Source organism: Fontisubflavum oceani (assembly GCF_030407165.1).
Classification (GTDB): Bacteria; Pseudomonadota; Alphaproteobacteria; order Rhodobacterales; family Rhodobacteraceae; genus Rhodophyticola; species Rhodophyticola oceani.
This window is the reverse complement of sequence record NZ_CP129111.1, coordinates 596608-616762: the sequence shown is the minus strand read 5'-3', so window position 1 is coordinate 616762 and position 20155 is coordinate 596608. Positions and strand designations below refer to the sequence as shown.

Below are 20155 nucleotides of genomic sequence, written 5' to 3'. Positions count from 1 at the left end.
GGAAGCCTTATATCTGGCGGGACCGGATAGAAGAGGCTTGCCCGATGCCCAAGGATCACAGTGAAATCGTCACCCGCCTGACCGTTGGTAACTTGTCCTGCGGCGGCTGTGTGGCGCGGGCGGAAACCGCGCTGGGCGGCGCGCCGGGGATACTGGAGGCGCGGGTGAATCTGGCCACGAAACGGGCGGATGTGGTCAGCGCCGGGCCTTTGGATCTGAGCGCGATCCAAGCGGTGATGGATCAGGCGGGCTATCCTGTCACGCCTGAGGCCAAGCCGGAGATTGCGGAACCAGAGGAGGACGAGGCTGCCCCGCTTTGGCGCAGCTTTCTGATCGCGGCGGTCCTGACACTGCCGGTCTTCGTGCTGGAAATGGGCGGGCATCTCTATCCGCCGTTTCACCATTGGGTGATGGCCACGATCGGGACGTTTCCATCCCATCTGATCCAGTTCGTGCTGACCACGGCGGTTTTGGCAGGGCCGGGCCGGGTGTTTTTCCGTCATGGGGTGCCCGCGCTTCTGCGTCTGGCGCCAGAGATGAACAGTCTTGTGGTGTTGGGCACATCGGCGGCTTGGGCCTTCTCAACCGTCGTGACCTTCGCGCCCGGGCTTCTGCCCGCCGGATCGCGTTTCGTCTATTTCGAGGCGGCGGCGGTGATTGTGACGCTGATCCTGCTCGGCCGCTATCTGGAGGCCCGCGCGCGGGGGCAGGCGGGCTCGGCCATTCGCGAACTGATGGGGCTGAGGCCGGATACGGCGACGACAGCCGATGGGCAACGCGTGGCTCTGGCCGATATTCAGCCGGGCGACAAGCTGCGGCTTTTCCCGGGCGAACGGGTGGCTGTCGATGGTGTGGTGATCGAGGGTGAGACCTATATTGAAGAGGCGATGATCACCGGCGAGCCGGTGCCCGCGCCGAAAGGCCCTGGCGATACGGTGACCGGCGGAACGCTGAACGGCACCGGCGGACTGATCTATCGGGCGACCCATGTGGGGGCCGATACCGTCTTGGCGCAGATCGTCCGCATGGTTGAGGACGCACAGGCGACGCGACTGCCGATCCAAAGCTTGATCAACAAGGTAACGGGTGTGTTCGTGCCCGTGGTTTTGGCGATTGCGGTTCTTGCGGCGGGCGGTTGGTTTTTCCTCGGCCCCGATCCAATCACGGCCTTGGTGATTGGTGTGTCGGTGCTGATCATCGCCTGCCCGTGTGCGATGGGTTTGGCGACACCGGTTTCAATCATGGCAGGCACGGGCCGGGCAGCGGAACTGGGCGTGCTGTTCCGTAAGGGCGATGCGTTGCAAGAATTGGGGCGCGTCGATCTGGTGGCGTTCGACAAGACCGGAACGCTGACCGAAGGCGCGCCGAAAGTGGTGCGTGTGGCGCCAGAACCGGGCTTGCCGGAGGCGGAGCTTCTGGCGCTCGCCGCTGCGGTGGAGCAGGCCTCGGAACACCCGCTGGGGCAAGCGATTGTGGCCGAAGCGGCGGCGCGAGGGTTGGATCTGCCGCCTGTGCATGGCTTTCAGAGCCGAACCGGTGCGGGTGTTGAGGCGTTTGTGGGCGATGCGCAGCTCCGGATTGGGACAGAGGCGCTGATGGCGGAGGCGGGCGTTGCGCCAGGTGACTTGGCGGATGGGTCCGAAACCTTGATCCATGTGGCGCGGGACGCGGATTATCTGGGGGCGATTGCGCTGGCCGATCCAGTCAAGCCCGATGCAGCGCGGGCCGTTCAAGCCCTGAAAGACCGTGGCATTGCGGTTGCGATGCTGTCTGGTGATGCGGAGGGGCCTGTCGCGGCGGTGGCAGAGGCGCTTGGTATCGAGATCGCGTTGTCGCGGCTGGACCCGGCGCAGAAACGTGCGAAAGTGGCCGATTGGCGCAAGGAGAAGCGCAAAGTGGCCTTCGTGGGCGACGGGATCAATGACGCGCCGGTTTTGGCCGCGGCGGATGTGGGCGTGGCGCTGGGTTCGGGCACGGATGTGGCGATGGAGGCGGCGGATGTTGTTTTGATCTCTGGCGCGCCATCGGGCGTCAGCACCGCGATGGAGGTCAGCCGCCGGACGATGCGCAACATCGCGCAGAACCTCGTTTGGGCCTTTGGCTATAATGTGGCTTTGATCCCCGTCGCGGCGGGGCTTCTGGCGATTTTTGGCGGGCCGGTTCTGTCGCCAATGCTGGCCGCAGGCGCGATGGCGGCCAGTTCGGTTCTGGTCGTGATGAATGCGCTTAGACTGCGACGGATGGAGATGAGATGAACATCGGAGATGTGGCCGAGCGGACCGGCCTGCCCGCCAAAACGATCCGGTATTACGAAGAGATCGGGCTGATCGCGCCGGATCGCACGGCCAATGGCTATCGGGACTTTTCGGGCGCTCATGTGCATAAGCTGGCGTTTTTGGGTCGGGCGCGAGGATTGGGGTTTTCGATTGAGGAATGTCGGGCGCTTTTGGCGCTTTATGAAGACCGGGGCCGGGCGAGCGCCGATGTGAAACGCATCGCCCGGGCGCATTTGGTGGATATCGAGAGCAAAATGGCGGAACTGGCCGCGATGCGCGACACGCTGGCCGATCTGGTGGAGAAATGTGCGGGCGATCATCGGCCCGACTGTCCGATCCTGGCGGATCTGGCGGAAGATGGGGCCACTTAGGCGCGGGCGAAGGTTAGGACGGTTCGGTCGACCAGATCGCGTAGATCGCTGAAATATCCGCCAGAGCGGGCGGGTCGCGTCGGATCAGAGGTGATCGCGATCGACAGGTCCATGTCTGGCACGACCACCAGCATTTGCCCACCATATCCACGGCCATAAGCGGCCTCCTGCCCGGCAAACCGGGTCAGAAACCAGCCATAGCCATAGGCGTCACCGGACCAGGGGGACCGCGCCTGCGCACGCCAAGAAGCGTCGATCCAACCGGGGCTGATCACCTGCTGCCCCTCGATCTGGCCGCCATTCAGGATCATCTCGCCCAAACGCGCCAAGGCCAGCGGGCTCATCGCCATTTCATTGCCGCCGAGATAGCGGCCCTGACCGTCGCGGACCCAGGGCGGGATATCGATCCCCAGGGGGTCGCCGAGCCAGTCGCGCGCCATTTCAAGCAAGCTTATCCCACTGGCCGCCGACAGAGCCGCGCCGAGAATATGCCAGGACCCGGTGGAGTAGATGAACCGGCCACCCGGTTGATCGATCAAGTCGCGGGTGAGCGCGTAATCGACCCAATCCGGGCTGGCGATCCAGGCACCGTAATTCGGGCCGGAGGTGCTCTCAAGCCCGGCTTGCATCGACAGAAGATGGCCGATGGTCAGCCGATCTCTCGCGTCACCGAAGGTCGCGCGGTTCAGAAGCGGGAGGACCAGCTGTTCGGGACCATCAAGCAGGCCTTTATCGATGGCGATGCCTGTTAGAAGGGCATGGATTGTTTTCGAAACGGATTTGATATTGGCGGACCGATCCGCGCCCGGCCCGCGATAGGTTTCGGCCAGTTCGGTCTGTCCATTGCGCGTCACAACGAGCGTGTGAAGCTGATCAAGGCTGCGGGCCCAATGCGTCAGATCGCGTGTTGCAGGCAGGCCTTGGGCCAAAAGTGCGGGCGCGGCCAGAGCGGCGGGCATGGCACCCAAAACGGCGCGACGGGAGAGAAGGGTCGGCATCGGAAGCCCTTTGACTGACGTCTATCTGTCCTGACCATCTAAGCGCAGAAGGGGCGCGGGCCAACATCCCGCATGGCGTCGGTCACGATTGATTGAAGGCGCTTTCTGGGCGGTTGGTTATCTCAGTCGCTGACCAGAGGTTGCATCGAAATAGAGCGGCGCGTCGGCATCGAAGCTGAGCCCAACCATGCTGCCCGGGGCAGGCGCGGATTGCTCATGTGCCTCGACGATGATCCGCGTCCCATCTTGGCCGGTCAGATAATGATAGGCGACGCCGCCCAGTTGCTCACTCAACACCACCTGATGCGTGTTCCCCTCGCCGATTTTCAGATGCTGCGGGCGCAGGCCCATGGTGACCGCGCCGTCGGTCACGCTGCCAAGGCCGGGTGACAGCACTGTGTTGCCGAGGCCGGGAATGGTTACTTGCCCACCTTTGGCAGCGCCGGGGAAGAAATTCATCGCTGGCGAGCCGATGAACCCGGCGACGAACTGATTGTCAGGGTCATTGTAGAGATCAAGCGGGCGGCCCGCCTGTTCGATGATCCCGGCACGGAGCACGACGATTTTGTCGGCCAGCGTCATCGCCTCGACCTGATCATGGGTCACATAGATCATCGTTGCGCCGATCTCTTGGTGCAGACGGGCGATTTCGACACGCATTTCAACGCGCAGTTCAGCGTCCAGGTTCGACAGGGGTTCATCAAAGAGGAACACCTCCGGCCCACGGACAATCGCCCGGCCAATGGCCACGCGCTGACGTTGCCCGCCGGAGAGGGCTTTGGGTTTGCGGTCCAGATAATCGTCGAGTTTCAGAACGCGCGAGGCCTCGGCGACCTTCTCTTGAATCTCGGCTTTGGGGTGGCCGTTCATCTTCAGACCGAAGCCCATATTCTCGGCGACCGACATATGCGGATAAAGCGCATAGGTTTGAAACACCATCGCCACGCCGCGTTCGGCCGGGTCCATATGGGTCACGTCGCGGGGGCCGATCTCGATTTTGCCAGCGGTGGTTTCCTCGAGGCCGGCGACCATCCTGAGCAGTGTGGACTTGCCGCAGCCCGAGGGGCCGACAAACACGCAGAAATCCCCGTGATCTATCTGAAGGTCGACCCCATGGATCACCTGCACATCACCGTATTTCTTCACCACATTGCTGAGCGTGACGCCTGACATGGTCTAGCCCCTCCCGATTTTTTGTGTGTTGCCCGCATCTGGAAAGCGCCAGCTTTGCGCCTCCTCCGCGATGGATTGTGCGGTGCGTTTGATCAAAGGCACGCGGTCTTCCAGCGCGTCCAATGATGTGCGCTCGGTCGAGGATGTGACCGACAGCGCGCCGAGCATCCGACCGGTCGCAGTCAGAATCGGCAGCGCGACGCAGATGATGCCTGGTTCATGTTCTTCCCGGTCGAAGGCGTAGCCATGCAAACGAATGCGCGCGAGTTCGGTCCGCAAGGCGGCTTCGGAGCCAAGCGTGTGTTCGGTGAACCGATGATAGGATTGCTGCGCGAGGATCGGGGCCAGCTCGTCTTCAGGAAGAAAGGCGATCATCGCCTTGCCAACGCCGGTGCAATAGGCGGGGCCGACCTTGCCGGCCTGCGAATACATCGGCAGCGGCTCCCGCGCGTTGCGCTTGTCGACATAGAGAACCTGCGCCGCATCAAGCTGCGCCAGATGCACGGTCTCGCCGATCTGTTCGCTCAACGCGTCGATATGAGGCCGGGCGATTGGTGCGAGAGACGAGGTTTGCCACGCGGCATGGGCGAGCCGCACCAGACGGATGCCAAGCGCATAGGTCTGCCGTTCTGGATCATAGGCCAGCATGCCTTGGTTCGTGAGCGTTTGCAGGAAACGGTAGAGGGTGGCTTTGGGATAAGGGCTGTGAGCGAGCAATTCACCAAAGCGCACGGGGCGGCCAAACCCGGCCACCTCATCAAGAACGCCAAGCGCTTTGCCGACGGTTCCGTCGCCCGGTTTGTCGCCCGAATGATCCGCGGGTGTTGCCAAAACTGTTCCTCCCAATGGCCCCCTCCGTTTTCGATCTACACTCTGACGGTGCGGAGGAAAGTGTTGACAAGACTAAGCCGAGTCGCGTTATGATTTCAACATAAGAAACCAAGTTTCAAATAGTGAAACCAAATCCGAACCGGATCACTAGGGAGGACACCATGCGATCCATCTTCAAAACCGGCGCTGCGGCGCTGGCGGCGGCGACGATGTTGTCAGGCGCGGCTTTGGCCGAAGGCCATACCAATCTCGAAGGCACGCTGCGCATTACCGCCGATATGTCGAACCCGGGCCCGCGGGCTGTGATCGAAGGGCTGGCCGCCGAGTTCGGCGAGATGCACCCAAACCTTGAGGTCGAGTTGACCGTCGTTGATCGCGAGGCCTGGAAGACCCAGATCCGCAACGCGCTCTCCGCCGACCCGCCTGATGTGATCAACTGGTATGCAGCCAACCGGATGGGGCCTTACGTGGATGCGGGCCTGTTTATGGACATCTCCGAATGGTGGGACGCTGGCGACTACGAAGGTCTCGAATCCGTGCGCGGCGCGATGACCATGAATGATGCGCAATGGGGCGTGCCTTACACCTACTATCAGTGGGGCGTGTATTACCGCGAAGACATCTTCAACGAGCTTGGCCTGAGTGAGCCGACCACCTGGGAAGAAGAACTGGCCAACTGCCAGGTCATCGTCGATAGCGGGCGGGCCTGCTATACAATCGGCACCCGGTTCTTGTGGACCGCGGGTGGCTGGTTCGACTACCTGAACATGCGGACCAACGGGTTCGACTTCCACATGCAGCTCGCCCTTGGTGAAGTGCCTTGGACCGACGATCGGGTGCGCGCAACCTTCGACAACTGGCGTACGCTGATCGACATGGGGGCCTTTATCGAAGACCACCAGACCTATAGCTGGCAAGAGGCACTCCCCTTCATGGTGAACGGTCAGGCGACAGCCTACCTGATGGGCAACTTCGCCGTGGACCAGCTCCGCAATGCGGGTCTGACCGATGATCAGCTCGATTTCTACCAGTTCCCGATCATCACCGAAGGCCTGCCGCAGGGCGAAGACGCTCCGACCGACACGTTCCATGTGCCGTCAGGTGCGCAGAACGTCGAGGCCGCACGCGCCTTCCTGCAATTCGTGACGTCGCCTGACGTGCAGGGCCGGATCAACGGGCCTGATGGCTTGGGTCAGCTGCCGGTGAATGCCAATGCAGAAGTCGCGGATGATGAGTTCATCCAGCAGGGCTTCGAGATGCTGAGCCAGAACGCCACGGGCGGTATCGCGCAGTTCTTCGACCGCGATTTCCCGGCCGAGATGGCCTCGGTCGGTATGGAAGGTCTGCAGGAATTCATGGTGTTCCCGGACAACCTGGATGACATCCTGGAGCGCCTGGAAGCAGCGCGCCAGCGAATCTACTGATCTTAAGAATATCTCATGCTCCGCCTCTTCCCGGCGGGGCATGGCCCCTTCCCAAGGCAGGTCATTCGCAAGCCGCATCACCCCGCAGTTTTCGTATGGGCTCCCGCTGCCCCGTCCCGATTGAGGAGAGCTGGATATGAGCACAGAAGCAGCCGTTCCGATGGGCGATGGGCGTGACGCCCAGACCTGGATGCAGCGCAACAAGATGGTGGTGACGCCGATCCTGTTCCTGCTGCCTGGGTTCTTGTTTTTCGCGGTCTACGTCATCATCCCGATCTTTCAGTCGTTTCAGATTTCGCTCTACGAGTGGGATGGGCTGGGAGAGGCGACCTTTGTCGGCGCCCGGAACTATCAGGAGCTGCTGACCGACCGTAATTTCGAAATCTCGCTTTGGAACAATCTGAAATGGTTGGCTCTGTATCTGTTGGCGATCCCGGCGGGTCTGTTCATCGCGCTGTTTCTGAACCAGACAGTTGTTGGCATCCGGCTTTATAAGTCGTTGTTCTTCTTCCCCTTTGTCCTGTCGCAGGTCGTGGTCGGGTTGGTCTTCAGCTGGTTCTACTTGCCGCGCGAAGGCTTGCTGAACAACGTCATCACCTTCTTTGGGTTTGAATCGGTCAACATCCTCGGCGACCCAACGCTGGCGACCTATGGGATTATCGCCGCTGGCCTCTGGCCACAGACGGCCTATTGCATGATCCTCTATCTGACCGGTCTGAACGCGGTGGACCCAGAGCAGGTGGAGGCCGGGCGGCTTGATGGCGCGAAGGGCTGGAAAATGCTCTGGCACGTGATCCTGCCGCAGTTGAAACCGGCGACCTTTATCGCCTTCGTGGTGACGATCATTGGCGCGCTGCGGTCCTTCGACCTGATCTCGATCATGACCAATGGCGGGCCGTTTGGGTCAACCCGCGTGCTCAGCTTCTACATGTTCGAACGCGCGCTGAGCGAGTTCGGGTTCCGCATGGGCTATGGTTCGGCCATCGCGGTGGTGTTGTTCATGATCATGCTGGTCTTCATCGGGTACTTCCTTTGGTCGATGTACCAAGAAGAACGCGAAGCGCGGCGCTAAGGGAGGGCCTCAGATATGTTTCCGACACCGATCGAAAAACGCTCCCGCGCGGCGCAACTGACCTATCAATCGCTCTTGCCGCTGGCGCTTATCATGTGGCTCGCGCCATTGATCGCGGTGATGATCTTCTCGATCCGCCCCTTCGCCGATTTCACCAATGGCAACTATTGGGGCGTGCCGTCCTCCTTCGACCTTGTTGCGAATTATGGGCGGGTCTTCTTCGAATCCGACATGCCGCAATACCTGGTGAACTCGATCCTGATCACCGTGCCAACCGTGATCGGCGCCGTCGCGTTGAGCTGCATGACGGGTTTCGCGCTCGGGATTTACCGGTTCCGCGGCAACCTCTTGATCTTCTTCATGTTCATCGCGGGGAATTTCGTGCCGTTCCAGATTTTGATGGTGCCGGTGCGGGATCTGACGGTGGATATGGGGCTTTATGACACGAAGCTCGGCCTGGTCCTCTTCCATATCGCGTTCCAGACCGGGTTCTGTACGCTCTTTATGCGGAACTTCATCCGCGCGCTGCCCTATGAGTTGATCGAGGCGGCGCGGGTCGAAGGCGTCGCGGAATGGCGGATCTTCTGGTACGTCGTCCTGCCCTTGATGCGGCCCGCCATCGCAGCTTTGGCTGTCTTGATCTTCACCTTCATCTGGAACGACTATTTCTGGGCGATCGTGTTGACCCAAGGCCCCGATGCGCAGCCGGTGACCGCTGGGATAACGCAGTTCAATAGCCAGTTCGTGGCACAGTACCATCTGATGAGTGCAGGAAGCATCGTGGCGGCGATCCCGCCGGTGGCGATCTTCTTCCTGATGCAGAGACACTTCATCGCGGGTCTGACCCTCGGTGCGGTGAAATAACGAGCAACACATACGGATACCAACGATGACGAAGCTTGCCTTTATTGGCGCAGGGTCCACGATTTTCATGAAGAATATCGTGGGAGACATGTTGCATTTTCCAAGCCTGGCGGATGCGCAGATCTCGCTTATGGATATTGACCCGGTGCGGTTGGAGGAATCCGCCTTGGTCGCGCGGAAGATGATCCAGACCATGGGTGCCAGTGCCATGGTGGAGGCAACCACAGACCGCGCCCGCGCATTGGACGGCGCCGATTTCGTGGTCACCGCATTTCAAATCGGCGGCTATCGCCCCTCGACCGTCATCGATTTTGACATCCCGCGCAAATACGGGCTGCGGCAGACGATTGCCGACACATTGGGCGTCGGCGGGATCATGCGGGGGCTGCGCACCGTGCCGCATCTTTGGGCCGTGGCCGAGGATATGGCGCGGCTCTGCCCCAACGCGCTGCTCATGCAATACGTCAATCCGATGGCGATCAACACATGGGCCCTGGCTGAGCGCTATCCGCATGTCAACCAAGCGGGCTTGTGTCACTCGGTGCAAAGCACAGTTGAGGAGATGGCGCATGATCTCGACCTGCCGGTCGAGGAGATTCGACACCGGGTGGCTGGCATCAACCATGTGGCCTTTTTCCTGAAGCTCGAACATCAGGGCCGTGACCTCTATCCCGCCTTGCGGGATGGATATCGCGCCGGGCGCTTGCCGAAAGCGCCATTGATGAACCTGCGCTGCCCCAACAAGGTGCGTTATGAGGTGATGGAGCATCTGGGCTATTTCTGCACCGAAAGCTCCGAGCATTTTGCGGAATATGTGCCTTGGTTCATCAAGGATGGCCGGGGTGATCTGATCGAAGAATTTGGCATCCCGCTGGATGAGTATCCCAAGCGCTGCGAAGAGCAGATGGCCGATTGGTCAGCGCAGGCCGAGAGCTATCGCGCGGCGGAGACGGTTGAGGTCAGCAAAAGCCATGAATTCGCCGCCGAGATCATGAATGCCATGGTCACAGACAGCCCGATCACGATCACGGCGAACCTGCCGAACCGGGGGCAGATGCCGCAGCTTCCGAACGGCGCGGCGGTAGAGACCCCAACGCTGGTCGATGGCAACGGGCTTCAGCCAAAGCTGATTGATGATATCCCGCCGCAGCTCACCGCGTTGATGCGGAGCCAGATCAATGTGCAGGAACTGGTCGTGAAGGCGCTCACCGAAGAGAACCGCGAACACATCTACCACGCGGCTTATATGGATCCGCACACGGCGGCCGAGTTGGATTTGCGACAAATCCGGAGCTTGGTCGATGACCTGATCGCCGCCCATGGCGCGATGCTGCCCGACTGGTGCCGCGATCGGAGAGCCGCATGAGTGACCCGGTTTATCCCGACCTGAACGGCGCGTCGGTTTTCATCACCGGCGGCGGGTCGGGGATTGGGTCATCGCTGACCGAAGGCTTCTTGCGTCAGGGCGCGAAGGTTGCCTTCGTACAGCGTTCGGATGCGTCTGATTTCGTGACGAGGATGGAGGCGGAAACGGGCAATCGTCCGCTGTTTTTGCCCTGTGACATCACCGATATCGCGCGGCTCAAGTCCTCTATCGCGGAGGCGTCGGACGCGCATGGGCCGGTGACCGTGTTGGTCAACAATGCCGCTAATGACAAACGGCACAAGACCGAAGAGGTCACCGAAGAGTTCTGGGATTGGTCGCAAGCGATTAACCTCAAAGCCTATTTCTTCGCCTGCCAAGCCGTGGTGCAAGGCATGCGCAACGCGGGCGGCGGCGCGATCGTGAATTTCTCCTCGGTGTCCTATATGATGGGCAATGCGGGCTACCCGTCTTACACCAGCGCCAATGGCGGCATTACGGCGATGACGCGCAGCTTGGCGCGCGAGTTTGGGCCCGACAAAATCCGCGCCAACGCGTTGCTGCCGGGCTGGGTTTTGACCGATAAGCAGCTCGAGTTATGGGCAAGCCCCGAGGACCTGGCCGCGCATATGGACAAGCAGTGTTTGAAAGAGCATCTGGCGCCCCGCGATATCGTCGGTGGGACGTTGTTTTTGGCCTCCGATGCGAGCCGGATGATGACGGGCCAAGTGATGGTCATTGATGGCGGCGTGGTGTTCTCCGGATGAGCGCCGGGGCTGCATATGCCGATTGGATCGCAGTCGATTGGGGCACGTCGCGCCTGCGCGTCTGGGCGATGGCGGCGGATGGAACGATCCGCGCCGAGGCGGCCTCCGATGACGGGATGGGCGGGCTGGCTCGCGACGGGTTTGAACCGGCGCTGTTGAAACTGGTGGCGCCCTGGCTGGGGTCGGTGCCGGTTCCGGTGGTGGCCTGCGGTATGGTTGGGTCCCGCCAAGGCTGGGCCGAGGTTCCCTATCGCGCCGTGCCTTGTGCCCCGGGCGCTTTGCAGCCTGTGCCAGTGGCGACGCAGGATGGGCGTATCCGATTGTTCATTATGCCGGGGGTGAGCCAGGCGAAACCAGCCGATGTGATGCGCGGCGAAGAAACCCAGATCGCGGGATTTCTTGTAGAAGAGCCAGGGTTTGATGGCATTCTGTGCCTGCCTGGGACCCACACCAAATGGGTCCATATCAGCGCCGGCGAAATTGTCAGTTTCCAGACATTTTTGACCGGCGAGCTGTTCCGCTTGATCTCGGAGGAAAGTGTGCTGCGGCATGGGATTGCCGACGAGGGGTTTGATCAAGCGCGTTTTGAAAGCGCTGTTGCGGACGCCCTGTCGCGACCCGAACGTCTGGCGCAGCGGCTGTTTGCCATTCGGGCCGAGGGCGTGTTGCAGGGGCTGACCCCTGAGGCGGCCCGATCGCAGCTCTCCGGCGAGCTTATCGGCGCGGAGCTGGCCGCCGCGCGGCCCTATTGGTTGGGGCAGGAAGTGGTTGTCGCCGGTGCGCCGGCGCTGGCCGCGCTCTACGGCGATGCCCTTCAGGCGCAAGGCGTATCCGCGCGGGTTTTGGATGCGGGGCCCCTCACACGGATCGGCCTTGGCCGGGCCTATACCACCATTTCGGAGACAACTGCATGAGCCGACCTCTGATCGCCATTTTGCGCGGCATTACCCCGGCGGAGGCCGCGCCGGTCGCGGCCGCGCTGATCGAGGCGGGGATCGACCGGATCGAGGTGCCGCTGAATTCACCCGACCCGCTGGATAGCATCGCGGTGATGGTGCAGAGCTTCGGCCAGGACGCGTTGATCGGCGCGGGGACGGTTTTGACCCGTCAGGATGTGGCCCATGTCGCCGGTGTCGGCGGGCGCCTGATCGTGTCGCCTAATTTCGATTCCGAGGTGATTGCGGCGACGAAAGCGGCTCGGATGCAGAGCTTTCCCGGAGTTCTGACGCCCTCGGAATGCTTTGCCGCATTGAAGGCCGGTGCGGATGGATTGAAAATCTTCCCAAGCCATTTGATGGGGATCGAAGGTCTGAAAGCGCTCCGGGCTGTGCTGCCGATTGGTACGCAGGTCTATATGGTGGGCGGCGTCGGCCCGAAGAACTTCGCCGACTGGATCGCGGCCAGCGCCGATGGGTTCGGCCTGGGCACCGGCATCTATACGCCCGGCCTGAGCGTCGCGGATGTGACCGCGCGGGCCGCAGAGATCGTGGCGGCTTATGACGAGGCGGTGGCATGACGGCAGAGGTCTTTGACGACCATCGGAATCTGCTTGGCGAGGGGCCGCTTTGGCATCCGCGCTTGGGGCAGCTCTTTTGGTTCGATATCTTGGGAAATCGGCTGTTCACCAAGCCCGGCGAGACCCGGCAGGACTGGGTATTCGACCGCCATGTCTCGGCGGCCGGTTGGGTGGATGACACGGCGCTTTTGGTCGCGACCGAGACCGACCTGATCCGGTTCGATATCATGAGCGGGGCGTCGGAGCATGTGATCCCGCTCGAGGCCGACAACCCGCTGACGCGGTCGAATGATGGCCGTGCAGACCACTTCGGTGGGTTCTGGATCGGGACGATGGGCAAACAGGCGCAAACCGACGCGGGCGCGATTTACCGTTATTATCGCGGCGAGTTGCGGCGGCTCTTCGATAAGATCAGCATCCCCAACGCGATCTGCTTTGCGCCTGACGGCGCGCATGCCTATTTCGCCGACACAAAGCAGCGTCTCATTTGGCGGCAGAGGTTGGACGGGCAGGGCTGGCCAAATGGCGATCCCGAGATTTTCATTGATCACCGCGAGACGGGGCGTGGGCCGGATGGTGCGGTCGTAACCCAAGATGGTCTGTTTGTCTGTGCTGAATGGGGGTCATGGCGGGTCGCGATCTATGACGCGGTCGGAGCCTTTGTCGAAGAGATCAGATTGCCGGTCGAACAGGCCTCGTGTCCCGCGCTGGGCCCGGGAAAGCTCTATGTCACGACCGCGCAGCAAGGCTTCACTCAGGAACAACTTGCAGCGCAGCCGCAGGCCGGTATGACCTTTGTCACCGAAACCCATCTGATTGGGCAAGATGAGCATCAGGTCATTCTGTGAAACGTACACTCGGCACGTGCTATTACCCTGAACATTGGCCCGAAGAGGCCTGGGCCGAGGATGCGGCCCGCATGGCCGATCTTGGCCTGACTTGGGTGCGGATTGGCGAATTTGCCTGGTCGCGTTTGGAGCCAACCCCCGGTGAGATGCGGTTTGACTGGCTGGACCGGGCGTTTGAGGTGCTGGGGCAGGCGGGATTGCGCATTGTTCTGGGCACGCCTACCGCGACACCGCCGCGATGGATGCTGGACAGACACCCCGACATGCTGGCCGTCGATGCAGAGGGCCGCGCGCGCGGCTTCGGATCGCGGCGGCATTACTGCTTTTCGCATAAAGGCTATCGCGCGGAGGCGGTGCGGATCACGACGCTTCTGGCGGAGCGCTATGGGCGGCATCCGGCGCTTGGGGCGTGGCAGACGGATAATGAGTATGGCTGCCACGACACGGTGATCTCCTATTCCGATGCGGCGCGTCATGCGTTCCGCGACTGGCTGGCGCAGAAATACCAATCGCCCGAGGCGTTGAACCGCGCTTGGGGCAATGTGTTCTGGTCGATGGAGTATCGCGATTTCGACGAGATCGACCTGCCGAACTTGACGGTGACCGAGCCGAACCCGTCTCATGCGATGGATTTCCGGCGGTTCTCCTCGGATCAGGTGGTGCGGTTCAATGGGGCGCAGGTAGCCGCGATCCGGGCGCGGTCTGATGCGCCGATCAGCCATAACTACATGGGCCGGACCACAGAGTTCGATCATTTCGCCACCGGCGATCAGATGGAGATCGCGACCTGGGACAGTTATCCACTGGGTTTCTTGGAAGACCGGTTGGAGGACTCTGCCGAACACAAGCGCCACTATGCGCATCAAGGCGACCCGGATTTCCAGGCGTTTCACCATGACCTTTATCGTAGCGTCGGCCAGGGCCGCTGGTGGATCATGGAGCAGCAGCCGGGGCCGGTGAATTGGGCGCCGCATAATCCCGCGCCTCTGCCCGGCATGGTCCGGTTCTGGACCTGGGAGGCCTTTGCCCATGGTGCCGAGGCGGTATGCTATTTCCGGTGGCGGCAGGCTCCCTTTGCGCAGGAACAGATGCATGCCGGGCTTTTGCGCCCCGATAGCGCCGAGGCGGCTGGCTATGCCGAGGCCGCAGCGGTTGCGGCAGAATTGGCTGATGCCCCAGAGGTCGAAACCGCTCAAGCCCCTGTGGCGCTGATCTTTGACTACCAGGCCGCGTGGTCTTGGGATGTGCAGCCGCAAGGACGGGGATGCGATTACTTCCGATTGGTGTTTGAGATCTATCGCGGGTTGCGAAAGCTGGGCCTGTCGATCGACATCCTGCCGCCGGAGACGCGGGATTTCGAGGGCTATGCAATGATCCTGGCCCCCGGGTTGGAGATGCCGCCGGACGGCCTGATTGCGGCGCTGCGGGCCTCCGATGCGCAGGTGCTGCTTGGGCCGCGTTTTGGCACGAAGACCCAAGGCTTTGCGATCCCGGTGCCGTTGCCGCCCGCGATCCCCGATCTGGATATCCAGGTAGCGCGGGTCGAAACGCTGCGCCCGGATATGCCGGTGCCTGTTGACGGCGGCGGCGCGATCTCCTTGTGGCGGGAGGATCTGCTGGGCGGTGCCGAGGTTCTTGACCGCGATGCGGATGGCCGACCGGTTTTGGTGCAGTCGGGCGCGGTGCATTATCTCGGCGGCTGGCCGGACCCAGACTATCTGGCGCGCGTGCTGACCCGAATGGCAGAGCGCGCTGATGTGCCGGTCCTCGACTTGCCGCAAGATGTCCGGCTGCGCCAATCAGGGACGACGCAGTATGTCTTCAATCACGGGCCTGACGCTGTGACATTCGAGGGCCAGACAATCCCGCAAGCGGGTGTGTTGCGCCGCTAGCTCTTGGGCACCGGCGCATTATAGGTCACATCCAGACGCGATTGCAGATAGTCGGCCGCCCGAATGGCCGGATATTTCGGGGCACCGGTGCCCGGCAAGGCCTCGACAATAACATCCGGGTTTGCCTCAACAAAAAATGCTACCGAGCGGCGTTGGTTCTTGGGGCGCAACACCCGATGCGGGGTCGAGACATAAATGTCGTTGGTCCATCGCATTAGGCAATCGCCGATATTGACCACATAAGCGCCGGGAACATGTGGCACGTCGATCCAATATCCGCCGCGCGGTTTGACCTGCAACCCCGGCTCCCCATCCGTCATCAGCAGCGTGATCGCGCCATAATCGGTGTGGGCTCCAGCACCGATCTCGTCTTTGGCATCTCTCCCGGGCGGGTAATGCAACACGCGCAGCGCGGCCAGTGGGTCGATAAAGGCCGAGTCAAAATGGTGTTCGGGCAGTCCGAGATCCAGCGCGATGGCGCGATGCAGTTTGACCCCAAGCGCCAGCGCGGCATCGTAGTAGCGGAGCATTGTTTTGCGAAAGCCGGGCAGATCGGGCCATTGATTGACCCCGCGAAAGGGATCACCCGCCAGCACTCTGGGATCATCCGCGGCAAGGTCGAGCCCCATATTGAAGCTCTCCTTGCGATCCGCCATGCCGCTTGCCTCATCGAGCGACTCCAACCCGTCATGGGCCCAACCCCGATAGTGCGGCGTCTTGAGGATTGAGATGCTCTCCTTCTCCGCAGGCGGCAGGGCGAAGAACTGATCCGCTTTGTCAAAGACCTCTCTTTGCAGGGCAGGATCGACCCCATGCCCTTTGAGCAGGAAGAAACCGGTCTGTCGGGCGGCGATGCCCAGGTCAGCGACGAAACCATTTCGGTCTTGGCCGGAGGCAAACCGTTGCCAGTCGAGTATCGGGATCATATTGGCACCTCTGATAAGGGGAGCGCGCACCGTTCTGGCCGGTGAGCCGTGCCGTCTTCGTGCGGGCATTCTGTAGGCGTATTGGACACGCGCATCTTGAAAAGGTCTCTGGTATTTCGCCGATTTGGGCGGATGGAGTTTCAAACCGGCGATCTTTGGTTGGCGTTCAAGCTATCGTATCCGCCCTGCTGCGCAACCTGGTGACACGCCTCCTTGAAGCACCGCTGCTTCGGATGTCATTGCCCCGTGATTTTGAGGTTGACGGAGGCGCGTTGCTGTCTTAGCACCGCGCACGGTCCGGCGGAGTAGCTCAGTTGGTTAGAGCAGCGGAATCATAATCCGCGTGTCGGGGGTTCAAGTCCCTCCTCCGCTACCAAACCTCCTTGATGTCTTTGGATTACTTATCCGAATTTGGTTTGTGGTGACCAGAATAGAAAGCGCTCAGTTCGAGTAAAGTGATTCAATTCCATCAATGACTTAGGCTTCAGAACACATAGCCAATATATGACTATTGCCACCAAAGCGATGCCCGAAGGTCTTCCTCTCGGCCATCGCTCTCACAGCCAATGTTCTGTTCTGGTTGTAAGTCAATCGGTTGAGAGCCGGGATATCGCTAAGTAGCCCTACAAACCGATATAAATCTCGTAAAATTGGTGTCGGGAGGCGAAAAACCATCGCCTCCCGACACCATTATGTGCCATTCGTCTCGATGAGCCGAAGCATTACAACTCAGTTGCTGCTGGTTGAATATGTCAATTCACTACTACTGTTCCGGATGTACCGGACGTATCATCATCTCCAGCGGCAACGACAACCGCCAGCAAGAGCAAGCCACCGATGATTGCGCCGGCGGTTGCCCCTCCGGTTGCTCCCGCAAGGACTTCGCTGCCTGGAGTGCCGGTCGGCAATTCTTCGACAAGGCAAACAGCTTGACCTGCGGCATTCTGACCAACTGTTCCACCAAGTTCGGTAACGCAAGCGTCGGCTGTAACCTGGGCCATTGCAGGTACGGTCGACATGAGTGCAAGGGACGCAGCTGCAAAGAGATTGATACTGTGTTTCACGGCACCACCATTTGTTTGGGAATAGAGATTATTTTGTATCACGACCACAAGATCACATCAATGGCGCAACCAGTCTTTCTCTGGTCTTGGTAAAGTCTATCGAAACAGTCGTTCGATCTGGAAATACCCGAGCGACGGGCTCACATATTGGATGGATCGCCAAATAAACCCGTCGGACCCTATCCAATAGCTATTGCGAATCTCTTCATCACTTGACCGACACTCCTCGATAACCGCCGTGGTCGAAATGTCGCGGTCAAAGATCGTGATGACCTCGGGCCCGATATCCGAGAAACTACAGACCATTGATCGAGTGTAGTCGTCATCCTCGCCATCGAGAAACCGCATGACCCGCACTGCGATGTCCCTCGCCTATTCGTAATGCTTCAACGACTTCTTCAACATCGGAGCTGATGAGATCGTCGCCATAGCCACGGGTCGCCGTCAGGATCCCGTCATCCAGAAGGACAACTCCAGCCTGATCAAGACCGGCCCAGGAAGAATAGCGCCCAGCTCGACCGGTGGAGATCATCGTGCCTGAGCCAGACAATTGCAGTGTATCGACAAGGATAACGGGGGTTGCCGCGCGATCGATGATCTCACGGTTCAGAACGACACGCGGATCTTGGGGTGCCGCGTTGCCACCGACAGCGCCTGCCAACAATCCGCGTGCAATTTGCAAGGGCTGTTGATTGTTGTCTGTGCCGCAGGCCGCAAGAAGGCCGAAGGACAGGACCAAGACGAGTTTCGACAGGAGCTTCATCGCCAGAACCGTCCCCACTGATCATCAAGGCTGGGCGCATGGTAGTCGCGAACCACGTCATGCAAGCGGTTACGCACACTCAGGCGTGCGCCGCCATCCCGCAAGACGGGTCGGATGGTAAAGGCTTGCTCGGTACGGGTCGACTGGCCAGTGAACCATGACAACGGAACAGTCAGGCGGATGCCTTTGTCGAAAGACCCCTCGCCGAATTCTTCGGAACTCACATCCGTTAGCGTGGCGAAGGCACCAATGCGCCAGCCATTGTCGAAGGTCCGGTCCACGCTCAGCGTCGCCCCCCAATCGCCCGCGAGGTAGCGACCGACATCAATCTGTATGTCATAGTCATCTGCCAGCGAGAAATAGGCTGAGGCATGGCCCGTTGTGACGGAATAGTCTTGAAAGCCGAACCTCTGGTCGAAATCGCGCTGCTGAACATGGTTCACCTCGATCCCGAGGCCAAACCGGCTGTTGACGGGCATCCAGAGCAGTTCAGCAGAGAGGCCGCCATACATCTCTTCGAGATAGCCGAAGGTGACACGAGAATAGAAGTCGGGTGCGGGACGGCCAAAGTGTTCGAGGGTCAGGTGCCTGATCGCAACATCGGCCTCTCGGTCATAGAGATTTGAGTCTGACCTAACGCGCGGCAAGACGGAGTCAGAGGCTCGTGTCGATTCGTCCAGTGTTCCGAACGCTGCCCCACGGAGAGCGCCGGAAACGGTGAGGCCGGGCCGGATGTCGTAGCTGGCGCCCAGTTCCACGCCGACATTGTAGCGAAGTGGGTCATCGGGGTCGAAAAGCGAGGTTTCGATATAGGGGCCAAGTGACCAGTCAAGCCGCGGATAGACGACTGTGTCGGTTTGCATGCCCGCGTCGCTAAGCGCTGCCGCGTCGGTTATCGTTGCCCGACCGTATGAGAGAAAGGTTCCGTCTGGGTGATATTGTAGCTCTTCGAGATCGGACCTGTTCAAGATGGTCCGGGAGAGAGGGATGCCTTCGGCCAAGAACACGATCTCGAAGGTTTCGACGGAGGGGGGAGCGTCGCGCTCATCGCGCGTGCGATTCGCCCGAGCGCCTGTGCCTCAGCGTCATAGCGTTCGTTCACAACCGAGATGCGGGCGGTGCTGGCGTTCACAGACAGGCTCTCGACAGCGATGCTCTCGCCGACGAGCGCCCGGGAAAGGGTTGTGCGCAGCGTCGCTGCCGCATTGACGTCGGAGGCCCAAGCCGTCGCGTAAGGGAGCGCCGCTGGGTCCCGGACTTCAACGGGTCTGGCCATTGGGTCACGCCCACCGATGACTGGCGGGCGGGCCGGGTTTAACGCAAAGGTCAGCGATAGGCCGAGCTCTGCGCCATGCATGTACCGTGCGCCCAAAACTGTACCATTCTCGAAACGATAGGTCAGGCCAAGATTGATGGGACTCTCGTCGGTGAAAACTCCGTCGGCCTGCTCGGCGCTATAGGTGTCAGAGGAGTACTCTAACTGAAAAGCCAGCCGGTCATTAACCTGCCATTCGATGCCGCCAAACACGGCTGCATCCCCCCTGAACCATTGCCCAGTATTGAACGTCCCGCCAAAACCATCAAACCCGGGGCGGGTGTCAAACCGAGTATCAATCGATCCAAGCGGGTTTGAAAATCCATTTCGGGTCCCAAGCCGCCCCCACCCCAGACCGAGCGTGACCGCGACTTGATCCTCAGGGCCAAAATGCCGACTGGCCACGAGATATTCCGAACCATAGACGCCTGTCCCGCCAAAATCCCGCAGACCAACGGCGAGGGCGGGCCATATGCCGCGTTCCTCCAAAAGGCTGAAATGCAGATCAAAACTTCGGTCATAGTAGGTGAAATCAGAGGTTGGCGTGATTGCTCCTGGCGAGAATCCGCGCAGGCCAGAGTAGCGGAAGCTGCCCGTCAGACGCGGTGTAATCTGGAAGCTGAGCGTCCCCCGGGTCTGGCCGGCGAATGTCGAGACCGTCCCCGCAAGGTCGCCATCGGGCATGCGGAATG

General features: G+C 60.8%; 18 protein-coding genes, 1 tRNA gene and 1 pseudogene. 12 read left to right on the top strand and 8 right to left on the bottom strand.

What is annotated here, in order from left to right:
- Positions 1-44: 44 nt before the first annotated feature.
- Entirely contained in the window at positions 45-2255 is a 2211-nt protein-coding gene (locus tag QTA57_RS03115) for a heavy metal translocating P-type ATPase (RefSeq protein ID WP_290153537.1), read from the top strand.
- Positions 2252-2647 (top strand): Cu(I)-responsive transcriptional regulator, encoded by a 396-nt coding sequence (gene cueR, locus QTA57_RS03110; protein ID WP_171557162.1) that lies wholly within the window; start codon positions 2252-2254, stop codon positions 2645-2647. The genes QTA57_RS03115 and cueR overlap by 4 nt, the downstream gene beginning before the upstream one ends.
- Here cueR and QTA57_RS03105 read toward each other — a convergent pair.
- The 3 genes from QTA57_RS03105 to QTA57_RS03095 all read right to left on the bottom strand — a co-directional run bounded on the left by QTA57_RS03105 (position 2644) and on the right by QTA57_RS03095 (position 5649).
- Complete coding sequence (locus QTA57_RS03105; RefSeq protein WP_290153534.1) at positions 2644-3645, bottom strand: serine hydrolase domain-containing protein; 1002 nt, start codon at positions 3643-3645, stop codon at positions 2644-2646. The two genes, cueR and QTA57_RS03105, sit on opposite strands and share 4 nt — an antisense overlap.
- Before the next feature lie 117 nt (positions 3646-3762).
- Positions 3763-4818 (bottom strand): ABC transporter ATP-binding protein, encoded by a 1056-nt coding sequence (locus QTA57_RS03100; RefSeq protein ID WP_290153533.1) that lies wholly within the window; start codon positions 4816-4818, stop codon positions 3763-3765.
- Between the two features lie 3 nt (positions 4819-4821).
- On the bottom strand, positions 4822-5649 hold the full coding sequence (locus QTA57_RS03095) for an IclR family transcriptional regulator (RefSeq protein ID WP_171557167.1): 828 nt from the start codon (positions 5647-5649) through the stop codon (positions 4822-4824).
- 161 nt (positions 5650-5810) lie between these two features.
- On the opposite strand from QTA57_RS03095, the gene QTA57_RS03090 reads away from it, so the two are divergent.
- From QTA57_RS03090 to QTA57_RS03050, 9 genes are all read left to right on the top strand, one after another.
- Entirely contained in the window at positions 5811-7073 is a 1263-nt protein-coding gene (locus QTA57_RS03090; protein ID WP_290153530.1) for an ABC transporter substrate-binding protein, read from the top strand.
- 160 nt (positions 7074-7233) lie between these two features.
- Positions 7234-8145, top strand: coding sequence for a carbohydrate ABC transporter permease (locus tag QTA57_RS03085; protein WP_145217360.1), 912 nt, complete (start codon positions 7234-7236; stop codon positions 8143-8145).
- A 15-nt stretch (positions 8146-8160) separates the two neighbouring features.
- The gene (locus QTA57_RS03080; RefSeq protein ID WP_145212737.1) at positions 8161-9009 is read left to right on the top strand and encodes a carbohydrate ABC transporter permease; all 849 of its coding nucleotides are present in this window, start codon (positions 8161-8163) and stop codon (positions 9007-9009) included.
- Positions 9010-9034: 25 nt separating this feature from the next.
- The gene (melA, locus tag QTA57_RS03075) at positions 9035-10375 is read left to right on the top strand and encodes an alpha-glucosidase/alpha-galactosidase (protein ID WP_290153527.1); all 1341 of its coding nucleotides are present in this window, start codon (positions 9035-9037) and stop codon (positions 10373-10375) included.
- A complete protein-coding gene (locus QTA57_RS03070) occupies positions 10372-11139 on the top strand; it encodes an SDR family NAD(P)-dependent oxidoreductase (RefSeq protein ID WP_290153526.1) in 768 nt (255 codons plus the stop codon). Before melA ends, QTA57_RS03070 begins: the two co-directional genes overlap by 4 nt.
- Entirely contained in the window at positions 11136-12053 is a 918-nt protein-coding gene (locus tag QTA57_RS03065) for a 2-dehydro-3-deoxygalactonokinase (protein WP_290153524.1), read from the top strand. Before QTA57_RS03070 ends, QTA57_RS03065 begins: the two co-directional genes overlap by 4 nt.
- Complete coding sequence (locus tag QTA57_RS03060; RefSeq protein ID WP_290153522.1) at positions 12050-12655, top strand: 2-dehydro-3-deoxy-6-phosphogalactonate aldolase; 606 nt, start codon at positions 12050-12052, stop codon at positions 12653-12655. Before QTA57_RS03065 ends, QTA57_RS03060 begins: the two co-directional genes overlap by 4 nt.
- Complete coding sequence (locus tag QTA57_RS03055) at positions 12652-13503, top strand: SMP-30/gluconolactonase/LRE family protein (protein WP_290153521.1); 852 nt, start codon at positions 12652-12654, stop codon at positions 13501-13503. The genes QTA57_RS03060 and QTA57_RS03055 overlap by 4 nt, the downstream gene beginning before the upstream one ends.
- Positions 13500-15395: a beta-galactosidase gene (locus tag QTA57_RS03050; RefSeq protein WP_290153519.1), complete on the top strand. Its 1896-nt coding sequence runs from the start codon at positions 13500-13502 to the stop codon at positions 15393-15395. The genes QTA57_RS03055 and QTA57_RS03050 overlap by 4 nt, the downstream gene beginning before the upstream one ends.
- On the opposite strand, the gene QTA57_RS03045 is transcribed toward QTA57_RS03050, so the two are convergent.
- Positions 15392-16321 (bottom strand): isopenicillin N synthase family dioxygenase, encoded by a 930-nt coding sequence (locus tag QTA57_RS03045; RefSeq protein ID WP_290153517.1) that lies wholly within the window; start codon positions 16319-16321, stop codon positions 15392-15394. The two genes, QTA57_RS03050 and QTA57_RS03045, sit on opposite strands and share 4 nt — an antisense overlap.
- Positions 16322-16620: 299 nt before the next feature.
- Between QTA57_RS03045 and QTA57_RS03040 the strand changes: the two genes are divergently transcribed.
- A tRNA-Met gene (locus QTA57_RS03040) sits at positions 16621-16697 on the top strand.
- 376 nt (positions 16698-17073) lie between these two features.
- On the opposite strand, the gene QTA57_RS03035 is transcribed toward QTA57_RS03040, so the two are convergent.
- The 4 genes and pseudogenes from QTA57_RS03035 to QTA57_RS03020 all read right to left on the bottom strand — a co-directional run bounded on the left by QTA57_RS03035 (position 17074) and on the right by QTA57_RS03020 (position 20147).
- Positions 17074-17433 (bottom strand): hypothetical protein, encoded by a 360-nt coding sequence (locus QTA57_RS03035; protein WP_290153515.1) that lies wholly within the window; start codon positions 17431-17433, stop codon positions 17074-17076.
- Between the two features lie 48 nt (positions 17434-17481).
- Complete coding sequence (locus QTA57_RS03030; RefSeq protein ID WP_290153514.1) at positions 17482-17733, bottom strand: YjbF family lipoprotein; 252 nt, start codon at positions 17731-17733, stop codon at positions 17482-17484.
- The gene (locus tag QTA57_RS03025; protein ID WP_290153512.1) at positions 17708-18166 is read right to left on the bottom strand and encodes a YjbF family lipoprotein; all 459 of its coding nucleotides are present in this window, start codon (positions 18164-18166) and stop codon (positions 17708-17710) included. Before QTA57_RS03025 ends, QTA57_RS03030 begins: the two co-directional genes overlap by 26 nt.
- Positions 18145-20147 (bottom strand): annotated as a pseudogene (locus QTA57_RS03020) (YjbH domain-containing protein). Before QTA57_RS03020 ends, QTA57_RS03025 begins: the two are co-directional and overlap by 22 nt.
- Positions 20148-20155 lie beyond the last annotated feature (8 nt).

Bases quoted from the DNA above. Each gene is read 5' to 3' on its own strand.
- QTA57_RS03115 (WP_290153537.1), top strand. From the start codon at position 45: ATGCCCAAGGATCACAGTGAAATCGTCACCCGCCTGACCGTTGGTAAC.
- cueR (WP_171557162.1), top strand. From the start codon at position 2,252: ATGAACATCGGAGATGTGGCCGAGCGGACCGGCCTGCCCGCCAAAACG.
- QTA57_RS03105 (WP_290153534.1), bottom strand. From the start codon at position 3,645: ATGCCGACCCTTCTCTCCCGTCGCGCCGTTTTGGGTGCCATGCCCGCC.
- QTA57_RS03100 (WP_290153533.1), bottom strand. From the start codon at position 4,818: ATGTCAGGCGTCACGCTCAGCAATGTGGTGAAGAAATACGGTGATGTG.
- QTA57_RS03090 (WP_290153530.1), top strand. From the start codon at position 5,811: ATGCGATCCATCTTCAAAACCGGCGCTGCGGCGCTGGCGGCGGCGACG.
- QTA57_RS03085 (WP_145217360.1), top strand. From the start codon at position 7,234: ATGGGCGATGGGCGTGACGCCCAGACCTGGATGCAGCGCAACAAGATG.
- QTA57_RS03080 (WP_145212737.1), top strand. From the start codon at position 8,161: ATGTTTCCGACACCGATCGAAAAACGCTCCCGCGCGGCGCAACTGACC.
- melA (WP_290153527.1), top strand. From the start codon at position 9,035: ATGACGAAGCTTGCCTTTATTGGCGCAGGGTCCACGATTTTCATGAAG.
- QTA57_RS03070 (WP_290153526.1), top strand. From the start codon at position 10,372: ATGAGTGACCCGGTTTATCCCGACCTGAACGGCGCGTCGGTTTTCATC.
- QTA57_RS03065 (WP_290153524.1), top strand. From the start codon at position 11,136: ATGAGCGCCGGGGCTGCATATGCCGATTGGATCGCAGTCGATTGGGGC.
- QTA57_RS03060 (WP_290153522.1), top strand. From the start codon at position 12,050: ATGAGCCGACCTCTGATCGCCATTTTGCGCGGCATTACCCCGGCGGAG.
- QTA57_RS03055 (WP_290153521.1), top strand. From the start codon at position 12,652: ATGACGGCAGAGGTCTTTGACGACCATCGGAATCTGCTTGGCGAGGGG.
- QTA57_RS03045 (WP_290153517.1), bottom strand. From the start codon at position 16,321: ATGATCCCGATACTCGACTGGCAACGGTTTGCCTCCGGCCAAGACCGA.
- QTA57_RS03030 (WP_290153514.1), bottom strand. From the start codon at position 17,733: ATGCGGTTTCTCGATGGCGAGGATGACGACTACACTCGATCAATGGTC.